We start from the raw sequence: 14,939 nt of genomic DNA, 5'->3' as shown, positions 1-14,939 counted from the left end.
TTGATAAACATTTAAGTACGCTAGCGCTTAACAAAAGGGGATTTCCCCTTTTGTTACACAAAGCTAACTAAGGCTAGGCTGTTGCTTTAGCAAGGTGCGCTTCAATTTTTTCCATCACTGCAGCCGCTCGTTTAACGGCATCACTCACACCTATTTTTACAACGGTTTTTCCAGAAAATCGCTCTGAATTCTTGATATCAATATCTTTGGTTAAAATAACCACATCAGCAGTTTCAATAAGCTCCGCGGTCAATTCATTTTCCACACCAATTGAGCCTTGTGTCTCTACTTGGCACTGCCAACCTTTCGCTTTAGCAGCTGACTCAATTGCCTCTGCTGCCATATAAGTATGAGCAACACCAGACGGGCACGCGGTTACGGCTACGATACTAGTCATAATAAAATCCTCGAAAATAGGTAAATATTTAAATTTTGGGGGAGAGAGTGAAGGCTAAATCCGGAAAAAATAACCGCCCACTCTCAGAAATATTGTGGATTAGCCAATGTCGATATCTAGGTCAAGGTCATCTACACCCTGCTCTACTTTATCAACCACTTTACGGCGAGATTTCAAGAAGTTAACCATAAATGCAGTAACTAATGAGCCGACAAGTAACGCAATAATAAAACTAAAACGCCCTTCGACTACTGGCAGCACAATTAGGCCACCCCATGCTGCATAACTTTTTACACCTAGAACGGCAGCGGTAACAGAACCTGCAGCGGTACCAATCATAATGGATGGAAGTACTCGCAAAGGATCCCCAGCAGCAAATGGAATAGCACCTTCAGTAATACCCATTGTCCCCATCAAGATCGATGCTCGACCTGCTTCTTGCTCACTTGGGTCATACAGCTTTTTGTTTAAGAAGGTCGCAAGTCCCATACCAACAGACGGAACAGCCACGGCAACTGAAGAGATACCGGCAACGTTGTAGATACCTTCACCAACACAGAGAATAACAAATGCATACGCCACTTTGTTTACCGGGCCGCCCATATCAAAGGCAATCATCAAGCCCATAATTATGGCTAGAGCAACGATACTTTCGTCTTGCATGCCTTTAAGAAAGTCCGTCAGGCCTGCTGTTGCAGCACCAATTGGCTCACCAATACCCCAAACAATGGCACCTGCGGTGATCAAAGTACCAACAATTGGAATGACAAAAATGGGCATGATAGAACGGGCAAACGCCGGAACTTTGATTTTCTTAAGATAGAAAACAACGATACCACCGAGTAGACCTGCGAAAATCGCACCAAAGAAGCCGGTGTTATACATGTTAGCGCCAATAAAGGCAGCGATAGCTGATGGTGCTAGTGCTGAACGGTCGGCAATTGAGTAACCTATGTATGCAGCCAAAATTGGCACCATTAATTGGAATCCAGCAACACCAATAAAAAATAGATCATGTAACCAGGTTCCTTCTTCAGGAACCGCTCCTTCACCGTATAACATCACTGATGCAGCAAGCAAAATACCACCGGCAACCACAAAAGGAATCATGTGCGACACACCAGTCATTAAGTGCTGTCGAGTACCTTTTAGAATCGAGATTAAATCTTTCATTGATCTCTCCTTTGAGATAAATGTTCTAATGTTTTAATTATAGAGTGCGTTTCACGCTCATGTTTAATCCAAGCCAGCTGAGCTTTGTCTATACTATAGTGAGCAAATCTACTACTCAGTTAGAGGACAAAACTGCTTTTTACTGGAATTTTGTAAGGTAGAATGAAAATATTGATCTCTCGCACACTTTTACTTCCCATACCATATCCAAGCAAGACAAATAACACTAAACCCTTATAATTCAATCACCTACTTATTCCGAGACATTAAGCAGCAATGAACAAAACAATATCAACGTCACAAAAAAAGCAGGATATTTGACGAGTGTCACAGGGAAGAACAAATATAACAAAAATCCAGTCTTTCGAACTTTTATCCAATAGAAGTAATCGCTGGCTTTGGCTATTGTGAATGACATAGCGACAACAAATTAACCCTAGCTCGAACACATTCACGAGCACGCCGTTTTGATGTATAAGGACAACGCGCAATGAAATCTTTTTCTTTCTCTTGTGAACTGCCAAATGGCGTTCATGCAAGACCCGCAAGCCACGTTGAATCACTATGTAATCAGTTTGATTCCGAGATCAATTGGCAAAATCAGAGAACCGGGCTTGTTGGTAATGCAAAAAGCGTCCTGTCTCTTATTGGTACAGATACTCTGCTTGGAGATGAATGCTTATTAACTATTGATGGTCAAGATGAAGAAGCCGCGCTAGAGCAACTTAAGCAGTTTATTGGCAACGAATTTTTGCATTGTGATGAACCATTACAAACCAACCAACAAGAGAACAGTGAACTGGTCCCATTACCACGCAACTTCTCTAAACTAGATGCTAACTACATACGCGGACATGCGGTAAGTGATGGATTTGGTCAGGGTCGACTCACCGCAATGGGAGCCATTAACTTTGATAACCTGGTCGATCTACCTACGGCTCTTAGTGAGCAGCAAGAAAAACAGAATTTAGCTTCCGGCATTGAAGCCGTAATTAAATCACTCAATATTCAGCTTTCGACCGCACAACATACTGAAAGTGAAGTACTCAAAGCGCACTTATCCATTGCCCGAGATCAAGAGTATCAACAGACCCTACATGACAACCTCATTGAAGGACGCAGTTGCTCTGACGCTATTGTGGCAACAGCAAAGCACTTTGGCGAACGTATGAAAAACTCATCCAGCAGTTATATGCGTGAGCGTGAGCTAGATATTCGTGATGTTAGTTATCAACTACTACAAAGTATTTATGGTACTGACACGTTTTCTGGTCAAAACACATTAACTGAAGCGACGGTATGTTTGGCGGATGACCTTACACCTAGCCAGTTTCTTGAATTAGATAAATCCTTGTTAAAAGGGTTGATACTCTCTCATGGGGGAAGCACCTCACACACTGTTATCCTAGCGCGTTCTTTCGCTATTCCAACCATAGTTGGCGTAGACGCTAGCTTATTGAGTACTCAATTAGATACACAGGTAATAGTAGACGGACAGTTAGGTTTAGTGGTGAACGACATCACTACTGCTGTTGAACGTTACTACGCTCAAGAGCACAAAGTAAAAGAGATTGTTCAGCAACGACAGGCGGCATTTCGCGATATGGCCGCGAAATCTCTAGATGATAAAGCCATTGAAGTTGCCGCCAATATTGCTCATTCAGTAGAAGCAAAACAAGCCTTTGCTAATGGTGCTGAAGCGATTGGACTTTTTAGAACCGAGATGCTCTACATGGACCGCACCAGCGCCCCAGATGAGAATGAGTTATACAATATCTTCTGCCAAGCGTGTGATGCAGCTGAAGGTAAGTCCGTTATCATTCGCACCATAGATATCGGTGGAGATAAACCCGTTGACTATTTGAACATTCCTGCAGAAAACAACCCGTTTCTTGGTTATCGAGCAGTTCGTATCTATCCTGAGTTTATCGAGCTATTCAAAACTCAACTAAGAGCCATTTTGCGTGCCTCTGCTCATGGAAGTATCAAGATCATGATCCCCATGATTTCGTCACTTGAAGAGATTTTATGGGTAAAAGATGTGTTAGCAGAAGTTCGCCAAGAATTACGAAGAGAGAACATACCATTCTCAGAAAAAGTGCCGTTAGGTATTATGCTAGAAGTACCATCTGTAGCCTTTATTATTGACCAATGCTGTGAAGAGATTGATTTCTTCTCAATTGGCTCTAATGATCTGACTCAATATCTAATGGCCGTTGACCGTGATAATGCCAAAGTTGCGAATAATTATAACAGCTTGAATCCAGCATTTTTGCGCACCCTAGATCATGTGGTTCGTGAAGTTCACCGCCATGGTAAATGGATTGGCTTATGTGGCGAGTTAGGAGCCAAAGGCTCTGTTTTACCACTGCTTATTGGACTTGGCCTAGACGAAATAAGTATGAGCTCACCTAGCATTGCTGCAACAAAAGAACATGTTGCAAAGCTCGATAGCAGAGAGTGTCGTCAACTGTTAAACAAAGCCATGCAGTGTAGAACCGTTCAAGAAGTAGAACACCTATTGGCCCAGTTTCGCATGAACCAAACTGAAGCGCCGATGGTTGCCAAAGAGTGCATCTCGTTAGATCGCGATTTACGAAGCAAAGAAGAGGTGATTAAAGCGTTGGCAGACAACCTTTACCTCACAGGCCGTTGTCGATATCCCAATAAACTCGCGGATGATCTATGGGCTCGTGAAGATGTGTTTTCTACCGGATTAGGGTTTGGTTTTGCTATTCCACACACCAAGAGCGAACATATTGAGCAGTCTGCAATCAGTGTATGCCGACTTGCCAATCCAATTCAATGGGGAGATGAAGAGGCTCAGTTTATTATTATGCTCACCCTAAATAAGCACGCTGCGGGTGATCAACACATGAAAATATTTTCAAAACTCGCCAGAAAAATCATGCATGCGGATTTTAGAGAGCAGTTAATGACAGCGGTTGATGCAGAACAAGTAGAAGCATTATTAAAGCAAGAACTAGAACTAAGTTAACCCCCGACTTTGGCAGTGTTTACTTGCGTGGTAATTAAGTAACACTGCCTTTTTTCCTCATCGCCATATCAACTGCAAATCAATTTGAGAGCAGCCAATGAATACCGAATTGAATCAATTACTAGATGAAGAGCACCAGCTGCAGTTTAGCCAATTTAACAACGAAACCGCTTGGCAACTCGGAAGCATAATTAAAAACAATGCTGAACAACTGGATGCAAAAATCGCCATAGACATAACAGTTAACGGCCAACAGCTATTTGGTTACGCTATGCAAGGCAGCACTATTGATAACCTAGCATGGATAAAAAGGAAGCAAAATGTCGTACATCGCTACCAACACAGCTCTTGGTATATGGGGCTCTACTACAAAAATAAAGGTAAAAGTATAGAAGAAGCATCCTTTGTAGATAGCAAGCACTACGCTCCATTTGGTGGCAGCTTCCCGCTTTCAGTTCGTAGTGTCGGAGTGATCGGTAGCATTACCGTCTCTGGTTTACCGCAATACCAAGACCACCTATTACTCACCCAGAGCATCCGCCAGTTGCTCGAACTTGAAAAAGACACCGATCTTAGGCAATAAAAAAGAGTGGCATATTTGAAGGTGCTCAAAAAATTTACAAAATTGTCATGTGGGTATTTACTTAGTCACAAATGATAACGATAATAATTATCATTTGTGACTAAAGAGAACCATTCGTATGACGGCATCGCACCAACCAGCAATGGACAACGCTTACCTATCTATCTCTCAACACAGTTCCAGTGAAGAACGCCATTACAGAGACAGTATCTTCTCCCTAGAGGAAAGACTGATGGCAAATCCAACCTGTATCGAATCCATCAAAGCTTGGATAAGCGGATATCACCAGCTTGCTACAATCTATCAACTCCGTGGTCAGTATTTATTGGCGCAAAAGTGTTTGCTTATTCCTCATCAATCCATGCTTTATATGGCCCACAACTGTCATGATGAAGAGGTTGAACTTATCGCGATTCGAGCAATTAACATCACTCTGCCAAAGCTTATTGAATTTGCCAAAGTTCGTCCCCCTTGCAAAAACTGTATGAATGAACTGAGAGAGCAGATGAGCGCCATTGAGCAGCAAAATAGACAATTTCACTGACATTAACGTGAGGACAATTTATGGAAAATATCACTCCCCTATTTCGCTGGATAGGCTTGTTTGCTTTCGTGATGCTATTTATGCCCATAGTACTCTTATCTTAACAGCCACATTTGCAGACTAATCCAAACGGATGGCAATACAGAAATGAGCGGGCATGTCTACTGGGTAGCACCAGAACGATCAGCGGTGCGTTTTAGTTCATTCTCCAGTATCGCTTTCTCATGTGCGAGGAAAAAAGGTCGATAGATAAAGTACGCGTTTACCATGGCCAGCAGCACCATCAGGGCATTAACCATGCTGCCGTTAGACGCCCATGCCGCACCAATCGGTGCCGGTACTGACCATGGAATCATCATCACAACTCTATCCAAAAGCCCCGCAGAGGTGAGATACCAAGCAATGGTGGCATTTATCATCGGCACCAATATAAAAGGAATAATAAACAGAGGGTTCATAATGATAGGAAAGCCAAATAAAATCGGTTCATTAATGTTAAATATTGAAGGAATAACACTGATTTTCCCTACCGATTTCAGATGATTTGAACGACTTCTGATGGCTAAATAAACCAATGGAAGCGTCGAACCAACACCACCAATAAGAATAAAGAAGTCCCAGAATGCCGGCAGATAAATGTGCGGTAACATCTGTTGTCCAGCCTCCATTGTCTGCTGATTAACTAACAGATTAGATATCCAAAACGGATTCATGATTCCCGTGACAATCAAAGCACCATGAATACCAACAAACCACAATAACTGACACACCAATATCGAGATCAACACCGCGGCCAAGCTGTCCGACGCCAACACAAGAGGCTGAAATGCTTGCTCGATCAGTTGAGGAAATAGATAGCCCGTGGACAGTACCAAATAATGATTAAACAGAGAGAGACTAAGCATTATCGCCATAATCGGCAGCATAAATTTAAAGCTCTGCATGGTGAGCATTGGCACATCTTCAGGCATAGAGATCACCCACCCCTTACGCATAAATAATCGAATAACTTCAATGGCATAAAAGGCGGATAGAATCGCAGTAAATAATCCCGCGCTACTTAAATAACGTATGCTTTGTTCGTCACCAGTATGAAAACCCGCCAGCATTAAGAATGCCATGCACCCCGTTAACCCTGCCAAGGTTTCATGTAAGGCGTACTGCTTAGCGAGTGATGCCGCAATTCCAAACGAAACAATCAAACCAACAACGCCGAGTGTCAGCTGGTAGGTAGGCAATAGCACCGGACGAAGATAGTTCGAAAGGTCAATCCAAGCGACAGCGAGAAATGAGGTCTGGTCAGATATCGGTGGAAAGATTAACGGCACAAACATACAACCAACAAAAATAAAAGGCATAGCCAGTTGAAAGCCGTCACGCAGAGCACCAAGATGCGAGTTCCTAGAGAGTACCCTAGCAAGGGGAGTCATATATTGCTCTACATTACTGGCAAGCAGCCTGATAAATGAATAGTTCATCTCTATATCCAAAACCTGATCTGCCTGAAGAATAGCCAATTTGCAGAGCAAACAGAAACCGGTTTATCAATTGTGCTGACTTGAGCACAGTTTGTTTCCATATCAAAGGCAAACCGTTAACAACATCACAAAATTATGACACTTCCAGTTCAATCTAATGATCATTTTCACAATAAAACGGAAATAAAATGGAAACCGGTTTCCATTTTATTTCCAAAGAGGCATAGTTGCATCCGTTGATACAAAACGTGAAAGACAAAACAGGAGAGACAAAATGAAAAAAATAATGCTTTGCTGCTCAGCAGGAATGTCCACATCCATGCTGGTAAAAAAAATGCAGGCCTCGGCTGACGAGAGAGGTATTGCGGCGGAAATTAATGCCTTTGGTGCATCAGAATTTAACGAACAGTTTTCTAACTTTCAAGTGGTATTGCTAGGCCCACAAATCAAATATATGCAACCAGACTTGCAGCAGGTGGCTAGCGCTCACGGAATAAAAGTAGAGCCGATAGACATGATGGATTACGGCATGCAGAGAGGGGATAAAGTCCTTGATTTTGCTATAGAACTTATCGGCTAAGGCATTTACATTCACACAAGTAACGGAAAAAATTATGAGTACTTTATACAATAGAATGGTTGACGTTATCGAGCAAAAGGTCACCCCAATTGCCGGAAAACTGGGCCAACAAAAATATGTCACATCAATCCGTGACGGATTTATCGCCGCACTGCCGTTTATGATCGTTGGGTCGTTTATGTTGGTGTTTATTTTCCCTCCTTTCTCGGCAGACACCACCTGGGGATTTGCCAGAGCGTGGCTGGATTTTTCTAATACCTATCGCGAACAACTCATGCTGCCATTTAACCTCAGTATGGGGATCATGACGCTGTTTATTTCGGTGGGAATCGCCTCTAGCCTAGCGCGCCATCATAATCTTGACCCGGTAACCACTGGCCTACTTTCTATGATGTCTTTTTTGCTGGTTGCCGCTCCACTTGAAGGTGGACAAATCTCTATGCAGTACTTCTCAGGTCAAGGTATATTCACCGCGATCATTACTGCTATTTACTCCACAGAAGTCTATGCATTTTTAAAACGTAAAAACGTCACGATTAAACTTCCTCCTGAAGTACCATCTGGTGTTGCTCGCTCATTTGAAATATTGATTCCGGTATTGGCGATTATCTTAACATTGCACCCGCTTAACCTATTCATCGAGACACAAACAGGCATGATCATCCCTCAAGCGATCATGTCATTAGTTCAACCATTAGTGGCTGCGTCTGATTCATTACCCGCCGTTCTTCTAGCGGTACTTGTCTGTCAAATTTTATGGTTTGCCGGTATCCATGGCGCGCTAATCGTCACTGGCATCATGAACCCATTCTGGATGGCGAACTTATCCGTTAACCAAGCAGCAATGACCGCAGGTGAAGCGATTCCTCATATTTTTGTTCAAGGGTTTTGGGATCATTACCTACTCATTGGTGGCGTGGGGTCAACACTGCCGCTGGCTTTCTTGCTTATGCGTAGCAAAGCTGTACACCTGAGAACCATTGGTAAAATGGGGGTCGTACCGGGCTTGTTTAACATTAACGAACCCATCTTATTTGGTGCGCCAATCATCATGAACCCAGTGTTCTTCCTACCATTCATATTTGTTCCAATGATCAACGCCACACTGGCATGGTTTGCTACCGACTGGGGTCTTATTGAACGCGTCGTTTCATTAACACCATGGACAACTCCGGGACCAATCGGTGCCTCTTGGGCTGCGAACTGGGCCTTTAGCCCCGTGATTATGTGCTTACTTTGTATGGTCATGGCAGCAATGATGTACCTACCATTCTTAAAAGCTTACGAAAAACAGCTGCTAGAACAAGATGCAGCTAAAGAGAAAGAAGCCAACGCACAAGCGCAGCCTATCACCGCTTAAACTGTCGCTATGGTATTGATAACCAGTTTGTTTATGACGAACTCGCATCACTAATAACTCTTACTGATCAGTAATACAGAGCAGCTTTGGCTGCTCTTTAATAAGGAAAAACCATGAAATATACATTTCCAAACAATTTCTACTGGGGAAGTGCCGCCTCTGCTACTCAAACCGAAGGGGCGGCTTTTATAAATGGCAAAGGTGAGAATATTTGGGACCATTGGTTTAAAGCTCAGCCAAATCGATTCCACAACGGCATCTCTGCAACAGAGGCATCGACCTTCTACCAAAACTATCAAAGCGATATCCAACTTATGAAGGATATTGGCCACAATAGTTTTCGCACCTCTATTTCATGGGCTCGATTAATTCCGACAGGGTCAGGAGAAGTAAACCAAGAAGCGGTCGACTTTTACAACGGCGTCATAAACGAGTTAATCAAGCACAACATAGAGCCATTTATCTGCCTGTTCCATTTTGACATGCCGATGGTCATGCAAGAGATCGGTGGATTTGAAAACCGTGAAGTATTAGACGCATACCAATACTATGCTGAAACCTGCTTCAAACTGTTTGGTGACCGAGTCAAGCATTGGTTCACTTTTAACGAGCCCATTGTTCCCGTTGAAGGTGGCTACCTTTATGATTTCCACTACCCTAACGTTGTGGACTTTAAACGCGCCGCTACTGTGGCTTATCACACTATTCTTGCACACGCTAAAGCGGTCAAAACTTACCGCAAACTTGGTCTTGATGGACAGATAGGTATTATTTTAAACCTTACTCCTTCTTATCCTCGTTCTGATAACAAAGCAGATTTAAAAGCTTCCAATATTTGTGACTTATTGTTTAACCGTAGTTTCCTTGATCCCGCGGTAAAGGGAAGCTATCCACAAGCGCTGGTTGATCTACTTACAGAGCATGACCAACTACCCGATATTCAGGCTGGAGATTGTGAACTCATTGCAGAAGGAAAAATCGATCTGCTTGGCGTGAACTACTACATGCCAAGACGCGTAAAAGCCAGAGACAATGCCGTTAACCCTGATGCACCGTTTATGCCAGAACACTTTTTTGATTATTACGAAATGCCGGGGAGAAAAATGAATCCACACCGCGGCTGGGAGATCTACGAAAAAGGCGTTTATGACATATTAACTAACTTACGTGACAACTACGGCAACCTACCTTGTTACATCTCTGAAAACGGCATGGGTGTTGAAGGGGAAGAGAAGTTTTTAGTTAATGGTCAAATTCAAGATGACTATCGCATCGACTTTATTCGCGGACACCTTAGCTGGCTTCATCAAGGTATCGAAGAAGGCGCCAATTGCATTGGCTATCATCTATGGACTTTTATCGACAACTGGTCATGGAGCAATGCTTACAAAAATCGATACGGATTTTATCGCCTCGATTTGGAGACTCAACAACGTAGCATGAAAAAAAGTGGCGAGTGGTATGCCCAGGTGTCACGAGACAACGGTTTTAACTAGAGTCAATTGACTCAACTTCCCTACTTTGGGGAATTTTGAACAACTTACGGGAGAGAATGATGGACTTAGAAGAGCAAGTAATGGGGATCATTATTAATGCAGGCCAATCAAGAAGTTTGTGTTATGAAGCACTGCGTCACGCTAAGAAAAACCAATTTAGTGAAGCAGAAAGCTTAATGAAAGAGGCTCAAGAATACGCCAACAAAGCACACCTTGTGCAAACTCAACTCATTGAAGCAGATGAAGGAGAAGGCAAAGCCAAAATGACATTAGTCATGGTTCATGCACAAGATCACTTAATGACATCCATGTTGGCCAAAGAGTTAGTTGCAGAACTTATTGAGCTTCATAAACGTTGCCAATAAGCGATTAATACGCTTGTGGTTATTTTATGGCGCTGTAAAATGGAGAGAAATTGGGAACCGTTTTCCCATAACATCAACAATTTTTCCAATACAGGTGTACTTAGATGGTAACCATTACAGACGTATCTCGCCTTGCCAATGTATCCAAAGCGACTGTCTCTCGTGTCATGAGTGGCAGTCGTGGGGTAAAGACAGAGAGCCGAGACGCGGTAATTAGAGCGGCAGAGGAGCTAAATTATCGCCCCAATGCTGCCGCTCAAAATTTAGCCAATAAGCGCACTGATTATATCGGCGTCATACTCTCTTCTACTGACGCAGGCCAAGTCTCTACTTACTTGCCGTTACTAGCAAAGGCGCTAAAACAGAAAAGTAAGCATATGTTGGTGCATTTTGCCGACAGCACTCAAGAACGAGCACGACTGATAGAAGAGCTAAATGGGCGTCACTGTGATGCAATTATAGTGTTAGGTGGCGAACTACCAGACTCCATCAATAGTAACGCGATGGATGACAATGTTATCGCCATAGACACCAAAGCCAACTCACAACATAGAGCGATTGGCTACGACTACCATTTTGCTTGTGAAAGTGCTTGCCGCTATTTGTCTAGTCAAGGTCACAGCAGTATCGCCATTGTATTGGACGACAAAGGAAGTGCCTCAAGTCAGACGTTAGATGGCTACAAAACCTCGCTGCACAATATGGCCATTCCCATTAACCGCCAATTGATTGTTGAAGCCAATGGTGACGCAGAGCAAGCCATGCTCACACTGTTAAACAGCTATCACCCATTTACCGCTATTATTGTTATGCGTGATAGTCAGGCGGCGATTGCCATGAAGTTGTTAAAAGATTTTAATCTAGCCACTCCACAAGAAGTTTCTATTATGTCACTAGAGAACTCACCTCTGGCTAGCCAATTAACCCCGGCACTGACGTGTATTAGCTATCCATCAGATAAACTGGTTGAAGCCGCTATAAACCAATTAGATGAAGTTATTAATGATAAACCGGCATCTGAAATACCTTTAATAATGGGAAAACTCGTCGCACGAGAGTCGGTGACTAATCGTAAGTAATCATTATCTCCTAGCCTGTTTAATGACCTTGATAAACTTAGCTGAAAATAATCTGCTTACAGGAGAAATCCACACAAGCCAAAAGAACCTTAGCTTGTGTGGAAAAATAATACTTAAGCCATTGCGACCTGAATAACCAACATTATCGCGCCAAAACCTAATACAAACACCACCATTGGCCAGACAAATTTTAGCCACTTATTGTAAGACATACCTAGCATTTGCAACGTTGCCAATACCAATCCTGTTGGTGTCAAATATAACATCGCATACTGACCCCAATTATAAGCAGATACAACAATCTCACGAGGAATACCAACCGTATCCGCTAGAGGTGCCATAATAGGCATGGATAGCACAGCAAGGCCTGATGAGGATGGAACAATAAAACCAAGCAGAGCAAATACCAACATTTGTGCCACAATAAATACGCCCCCCTCCATTCCGGATACAAAATCCGACGCAGCGAAGAGAATAGTGTCAGAGATCATACCTTGTTCGAGTACTAAGTTAACACCACGAGCAAGCCCAATAATCAAAGAGACTCCAACCAGTTCTGACGCTCCCTTAGTAAAAGATTCAACCAATGTTTTTTCTGAAAGGCCAGAAATAAACATGATTAGAATAGTGATTGCCAAAAAGGAAGCCGCCATCGTAGGGAACCACCATCCACCAACGGATACCCCCCAAATCATCAATGGAAAGGCCAATATAAACATTGCCAAAATAATCTTACGTCGAAGTGTAAATGGAATTTCATGACTCATATCCACGTCACTCATATAACGCGCTTCGAATTCTTCATGGTCATCATAAGTGTAAGAGAAACTAGGATCTGCCTTGACCTTTTTGCAATACCAATACATATAAGCACTCAACACGGCAAAGCCCACAATCAAACCAATAATTCGAAACTCAATACCTTCGGTAAATGGAATACCGGCAGCGTTTGACGCTATAACAACCGAAAATGGATTAATGGTTGAAAAGGTTGTGCCCATTGAGCCAGCCATAAAAATAGCACCAACACAGACAATTGAGTCGTAGCCTAGTGACAGAAAGATAGGAACCAAGATTGGGTAAAAAGCAACAGCCTCTTCTTCTAGCCCGCATGTTGTCCCTCCCAATGCCATAACTAGGCAAACCGAAAAGACCAAGCCAAACTCTCGGCCTTTACTCTTTTTGGATAATGCGATCAATCCAGAATTAAATGCCCCGGTAGCATTTACCACGCCAATCATACCGCCAAGAACCAGTATGAAGACGATAACATCAGCTCCTTCTATGGTGCCTTCAACCATACTCTTGGTTATATCTCCAAGCCCCTTATGAACCGAAGGGACACGTTCATAGGTTCCCGGAACAGCAATAGGTTTACGAATAATACCGTTGGTAAACTGGTCAATCTTAATATTTACCCCTAGATTGTCCAACTCTTGTTGACTCGCTGCAATACTCGTAACAGCGCCGGAAGGCGTTGCGATCGACAAGGTGCCAGACTCAGCACTATAAATAAGTTTTGAGTACGCCCCAGCGGGGATCATCCAAGTACACGCGACGGCCAATAAAGTAATGATAAATAAAATGGTAAAGGCACTCGGAAACGTTTTAAATCTTAAACGAGGTAAAGCTATACTTGTCATTGTTTAATCTCCATTTCGTTGATCCAGCACTTTCCGCACCAGAGCAATATCGGATGTTTCAGTTATTTTTTAAAGAATTCAGAACACAGAAAAAGTAAGAGTTAAGTTATTACCTAACCTTTTTAAGTTATCAATTTAATATATTAAACACTGGAAAGATTAACGACAAAAATCAACCTTCCCTTTCTGAAAGATAATATACTCCTGACAAAATATAATAATTTGATTACCTTCACAAAAATATAATCATATAGAAAAGCACCAAAAATAACATCTAACTACCTGAAAACAATAACAACGTCAAAAAATCACTTCTTTTTGTCACTTCCATCCAACCCGTTTTGAATAGTTATCTACCTCCAATAGATATTAATATGAAAATTAAAAAATAAATATATACACGAAAGAAAATCCAAGTTAATTAAAAGATCATTAACGTAACAATTTAAATATTTACAACTTTAAACTGAACACCGTTAAAATTACATAAACATTATATTTTACCGGTTAGGATTAATATCATTCTGCTCTAGCCCTTGAGAAAGGTGACAGAGAAGATATTTTAAATCCATCGCGCTCTAAAAGAAATTCACTAAAAACTAACCAGAAAACCAGCATATACACCCAGTTTTATAAATTTTTGTGCCATATTCCACTGAAACCGCTTTTTCTCGGCGTTAAACTAGAGAAACTCAACTCATTAAGCTATCAACTCATGTCAAAAAATACTCAATCTGATGAAATTGCTAAAACAGTAAAAGAGATAATTCTCAACGAAACTGTCCACTCACAAGCTCAATTGATTTCTATGCTTGAGCAACAGGGTTTTGGCAAGCTTCATCAATCTATGATGTCACGTATTTTGACTAAGTTAGGTGCGGTTCGGGTACTCGATAGTGACCATCATCTGTTTTATCAAATACCTCATGAACTCGATATGCCCTCAACCAAAACGAATATCGAACAAATGGTTAACGATATCGACTGGAATCATGCCTTTATAATTATCAAAACAACGCCTTCTGCAGCAGAGCTGGTCGCTCGATTAGTCGATTCTGTTCGTTATAATCTGGGTATTATGGGGGTAGTTTCTGGTGATGACACCATTTTCATCACTCCACAAACCGGAGTGAATCCACAACAACTTTCAGAAAAACTGAACCGTTTTTTTAACCTAACTATACCCAAGTAACCTTAAAGAGCTTGAGTGTACATTTCTGCCAACACAAAAAAAGTGGAGTGC

General features: G+C 42.1%; 13 protein-coding genes. 9 read left to right on the top strand and 4 right to left on the bottom strand.

The features are described from left to right. Positions 1 to 73 precede the first annotated feature (73 nt). Positions 74 to 397 carry a PTS fructose-like transporter subunit IIB gene (locus tag CHJ_RS06090; RefSeq protein ID WP_317917173.1) on the bottom strand — a complete coding sequence of 108 codons (324 nt, stop codon included), beginning with the start codon at positions 395 to 397 and terminating at the stop codon, positions 74 to 76. Between the two features lie 99 nt (positions 398 to 496). Continuing rightward, entirely contained in the window at positions 497 to 1,570 is a 1,074-nt protein-coding gene (locus tag CHJ_RS06085; RefSeq protein ID WP_171751850.1) for a PTS fructose transporter subunit EIIC, read from the bottom strand. Between the two features lie 490 nt (positions 1,571 to 2,060). Between CHJ_RS06085 and ptsP the strand changes: the two genes are divergently transcribed. The 3 genes from ptsP to CHJ_RS06070 all read left to right on the top strand — a co-directional run bounded on the left by ptsP (position 2,061) and on the right by CHJ_RS06070 (position 5,695). Beyond that, entirely contained in the window at positions 2,061 to 4,568 is a 2,508-nt protein-coding gene (gene ptsP, locus CHJ_RS06080; protein ID WP_317917172.1) for a phosphoenolpyruvate--protein phosphotransferase, read from the top strand. A 97-nt stretch (positions 4,569 to 4,665) separates the two neighbouring features. Continuing rightward, positions 4,666 to 5,151 (top strand): heme-degrading domain-containing protein, encoded by a 486-nt coding sequence (locus tag CHJ_RS06075; RefSeq protein ID WP_317917171.1) that lies wholly within the window; start codon positions 4,666 to 4,668, stop codon positions 5,149 to 5,151. A gap of 118 nt (positions 5,152 to 5,269) precedes the next feature. After that, positions 5,270 to 5,695 carry a hypothetical protein gene (locus CHJ_RS06070; RefSeq protein WP_317917170.1) on the top strand — a complete coding sequence of 142 codons (426 nt, stop codon included), beginning with the start codon at positions 5,270 to 5,272 and terminating at the stop codon, positions 5,693 to 5,695. Between the two features lie 161 nt (positions 5,696 to 5,856). Here CHJ_RS06070 and CHJ_RS06065 read toward each other — a convergent pair whose 3' ends face one another. Beyond that, entirely contained in the window at positions 5,857 to 7,173 is a 1,317-nt protein-coding gene (locus CHJ_RS06065; protein ID WP_317917169.1) for a PTS sugar transporter subunit IIC, read from the bottom strand. A 274-nt stretch (positions 7,174 to 7,447) separates the two neighbouring features. Here CHJ_RS06065 and CHJ_RS06060 point away from each other — a divergent pair, with 274 nt between their 5' ends. From CHJ_RS06060 to CHJ_RS06040, 5 genes are all read left to right on the top strand, one after another. After that, the gene (locus CHJ_RS06060; protein WP_171751855.1) at positions 7,448 to 7,753 is read left to right on the top strand and encodes a PTS sugar transporter subunit IIB; all 306 of its coding nucleotides are present in this window, start codon (positions 7,448 to 7,450) and stop codon (positions 7,751 to 7,753) included. A 34-nt stretch (positions 7,754 to 7,787) separates the two neighbouring features. Next, positions 7,788 to 9,113 (top strand): PTS sugar transporter subunit IIC, encoded by a 1,326-nt coding sequence (locus CHJ_RS06055; protein WP_171751856.1) that lies wholly within the window; start codon positions 7,788 to 7,790, stop codon positions 9,111 to 9,113. 113 nt (positions 9,114 to 9,226) lie between these two features. Continuing rightward, on the top strand, positions 9,227 to 10,609 hold the full coding sequence (locus tag CHJ_RS06050) for a glycoside hydrolase family 1 protein (RefSeq protein WP_317917168.1): 1,383 nt from the start codon (positions 9,227 to 9,229) through the stop codon (positions 10,607 to 10,609). 59 nt (positions 10,610 to 10,668) lie between these two features. Next, positions 10,669 to 10,974 carry a PTS N,N'-diacetylchitobiose transporter subunit IIA gene (gene chbA, locus CHJ_RS06045; protein ID WP_171751917.1) on the top strand — a complete coding sequence of 102 codons (306 nt, stop codon included), beginning with the start codon at positions 10,669 to 10,671 and terminating at the stop codon, positions 10,972 to 10,974. A gap of 104 nt (positions 10,975 to 11,078) precedes the next feature. Next, a complete protein-coding gene (locus CHJ_RS06040) occupies positions 11,079 to 12,053 on the top strand; it encodes a LacI family DNA-binding transcriptional regulator (protein ID WP_171751858.1) in 975 nt (324 codons plus the stop codon). A gap of 113 nt (positions 12,054 to 12,166) precedes the next feature. Here CHJ_RS06040 and CHJ_RS06035 read toward each other — a convergent pair whose 3' ends face one another. Continuing rightward, positions 12,167 to 13,696, bottom strand: coding sequence for a YfcC family protein (locus CHJ_RS06035; RefSeq protein ID WP_317917167.1), 1,530 nt, complete (start codon positions 13,694 to 13,696; stop codon positions 12,167 to 12,169). 715 nt (positions 13,697 to 14,411) lie between these two features. Between CHJ_RS06035 and CHJ_RS06030 the strand changes: the two genes are divergently transcribed. Then, on the top strand, positions 14,412 to 14,888 hold the full coding sequence (locus CHJ_RS06030) for an arginine repressor (protein ID WP_171751872.1): 477 nt from the start codon (positions 14,412 to 14,414) through the stop codon (positions 14,886 to 14,888). Positions 14,889 to 14,939: the final 51 nt, after the last annotated feature.

The organism is Vibrio sp. MACH09 (genome assembly GCF_033238805.1).
In the GTDB taxonomy this organism is placed as follows: Bacteria; Pseudomonadota; Gammaproteobacteria; order Enterobacterales; family Vibrionaceae; genus Vibrio.
This window is presented reverse-complemented; position numbering and strand designations above follow the sequence as displayed.

Excerpts from the sequence above, each read along its gene's own strand:
- CHJ_RS06090 (WP_317917173.1), bottom strand. The coding sequence starts at position 397 with ATGACTAGTATCGTAGCCGTAACCGCGTGCCCGTCTGGTGTTGCTCAT.
- CHJ_RS06085 (WP_171751850.1), bottom strand. The coding sequence starts at position 1,570 with ATGAAAGATTTAATCTCGATTCTAAAAGGTACTCGACAGCACTTAATG.
- ptsP (WP_317917172.1), top strand. The coding sequence starts at position 2,061 with ATGAAATCTTTTTCTTTCTCTTGTGAACTGCCAAATGGCGTTCATGCA.
- CHJ_RS06075 (WP_317917171.1), top strand. The coding sequence starts at position 4,666 with ATGAATACCGAATTGAATCAATTACTAGATGAAGAGCACCAGCTGCAG.
- CHJ_RS06070 (WP_317917170.1), top strand. The coding sequence starts at position 5,270 with ATGACGGCATCGCACCAACCAGCAATGGACAACGCTTACCTATCTATC.
- CHJ_RS06065 (WP_317917169.1), bottom strand. The coding sequence starts at position 7,173 with ATGAACTATTCATTTATCAGGCTGCTTGCCAGTAATGTAGAGCAATAT.
- CHJ_RS06060 (WP_171751855.1), top strand. The coding sequence starts at position 7,448 with ATGAAAAAAATAATGCTTTGCTGCTCAGCAGGAATGTCCACATCCATG.
- CHJ_RS06055 (WP_171751856.1), top strand. The coding sequence starts at position 7,788 with ATGAGTACTTTATACAATAGAATGGTTGACGTTATCGAGCAAAAGGTC.
- CHJ_RS06050 (WP_317917168.1), top strand. The coding sequence starts at position 9,227 with ATGAAATATACATTTCCAAACAATTTCTACTGGGGAAGTGCCGCCTCT.
- chbA (WP_171751917.1), top strand. The coding sequence starts at position 10,669 with ATGGACTTAGAAGAGCAAGTAATGGGGATCATTATTAATGCAGGCCAA.
- CHJ_RS06040 (WP_171751858.1), top strand. The coding sequence starts at position 11,079 with ATGGTAACCATTACAGACGTATCTCGCCTTGCCAATGTATCCAAAGCG.
- CHJ_RS06035 (WP_317917167.1), bottom strand. The coding sequence starts at position 13,696 with ATGACAAGTATAGCTTTACCTCGTTTAAGATTTAAAACGTTTCCGAGT.
- CHJ_RS06030 (WP_171751872.1), top strand. The coding sequence starts at position 14,412 with ATGTCAAAAAATACTCAATCTGATGAAATTGCTAAAACAGTAAAAGAG.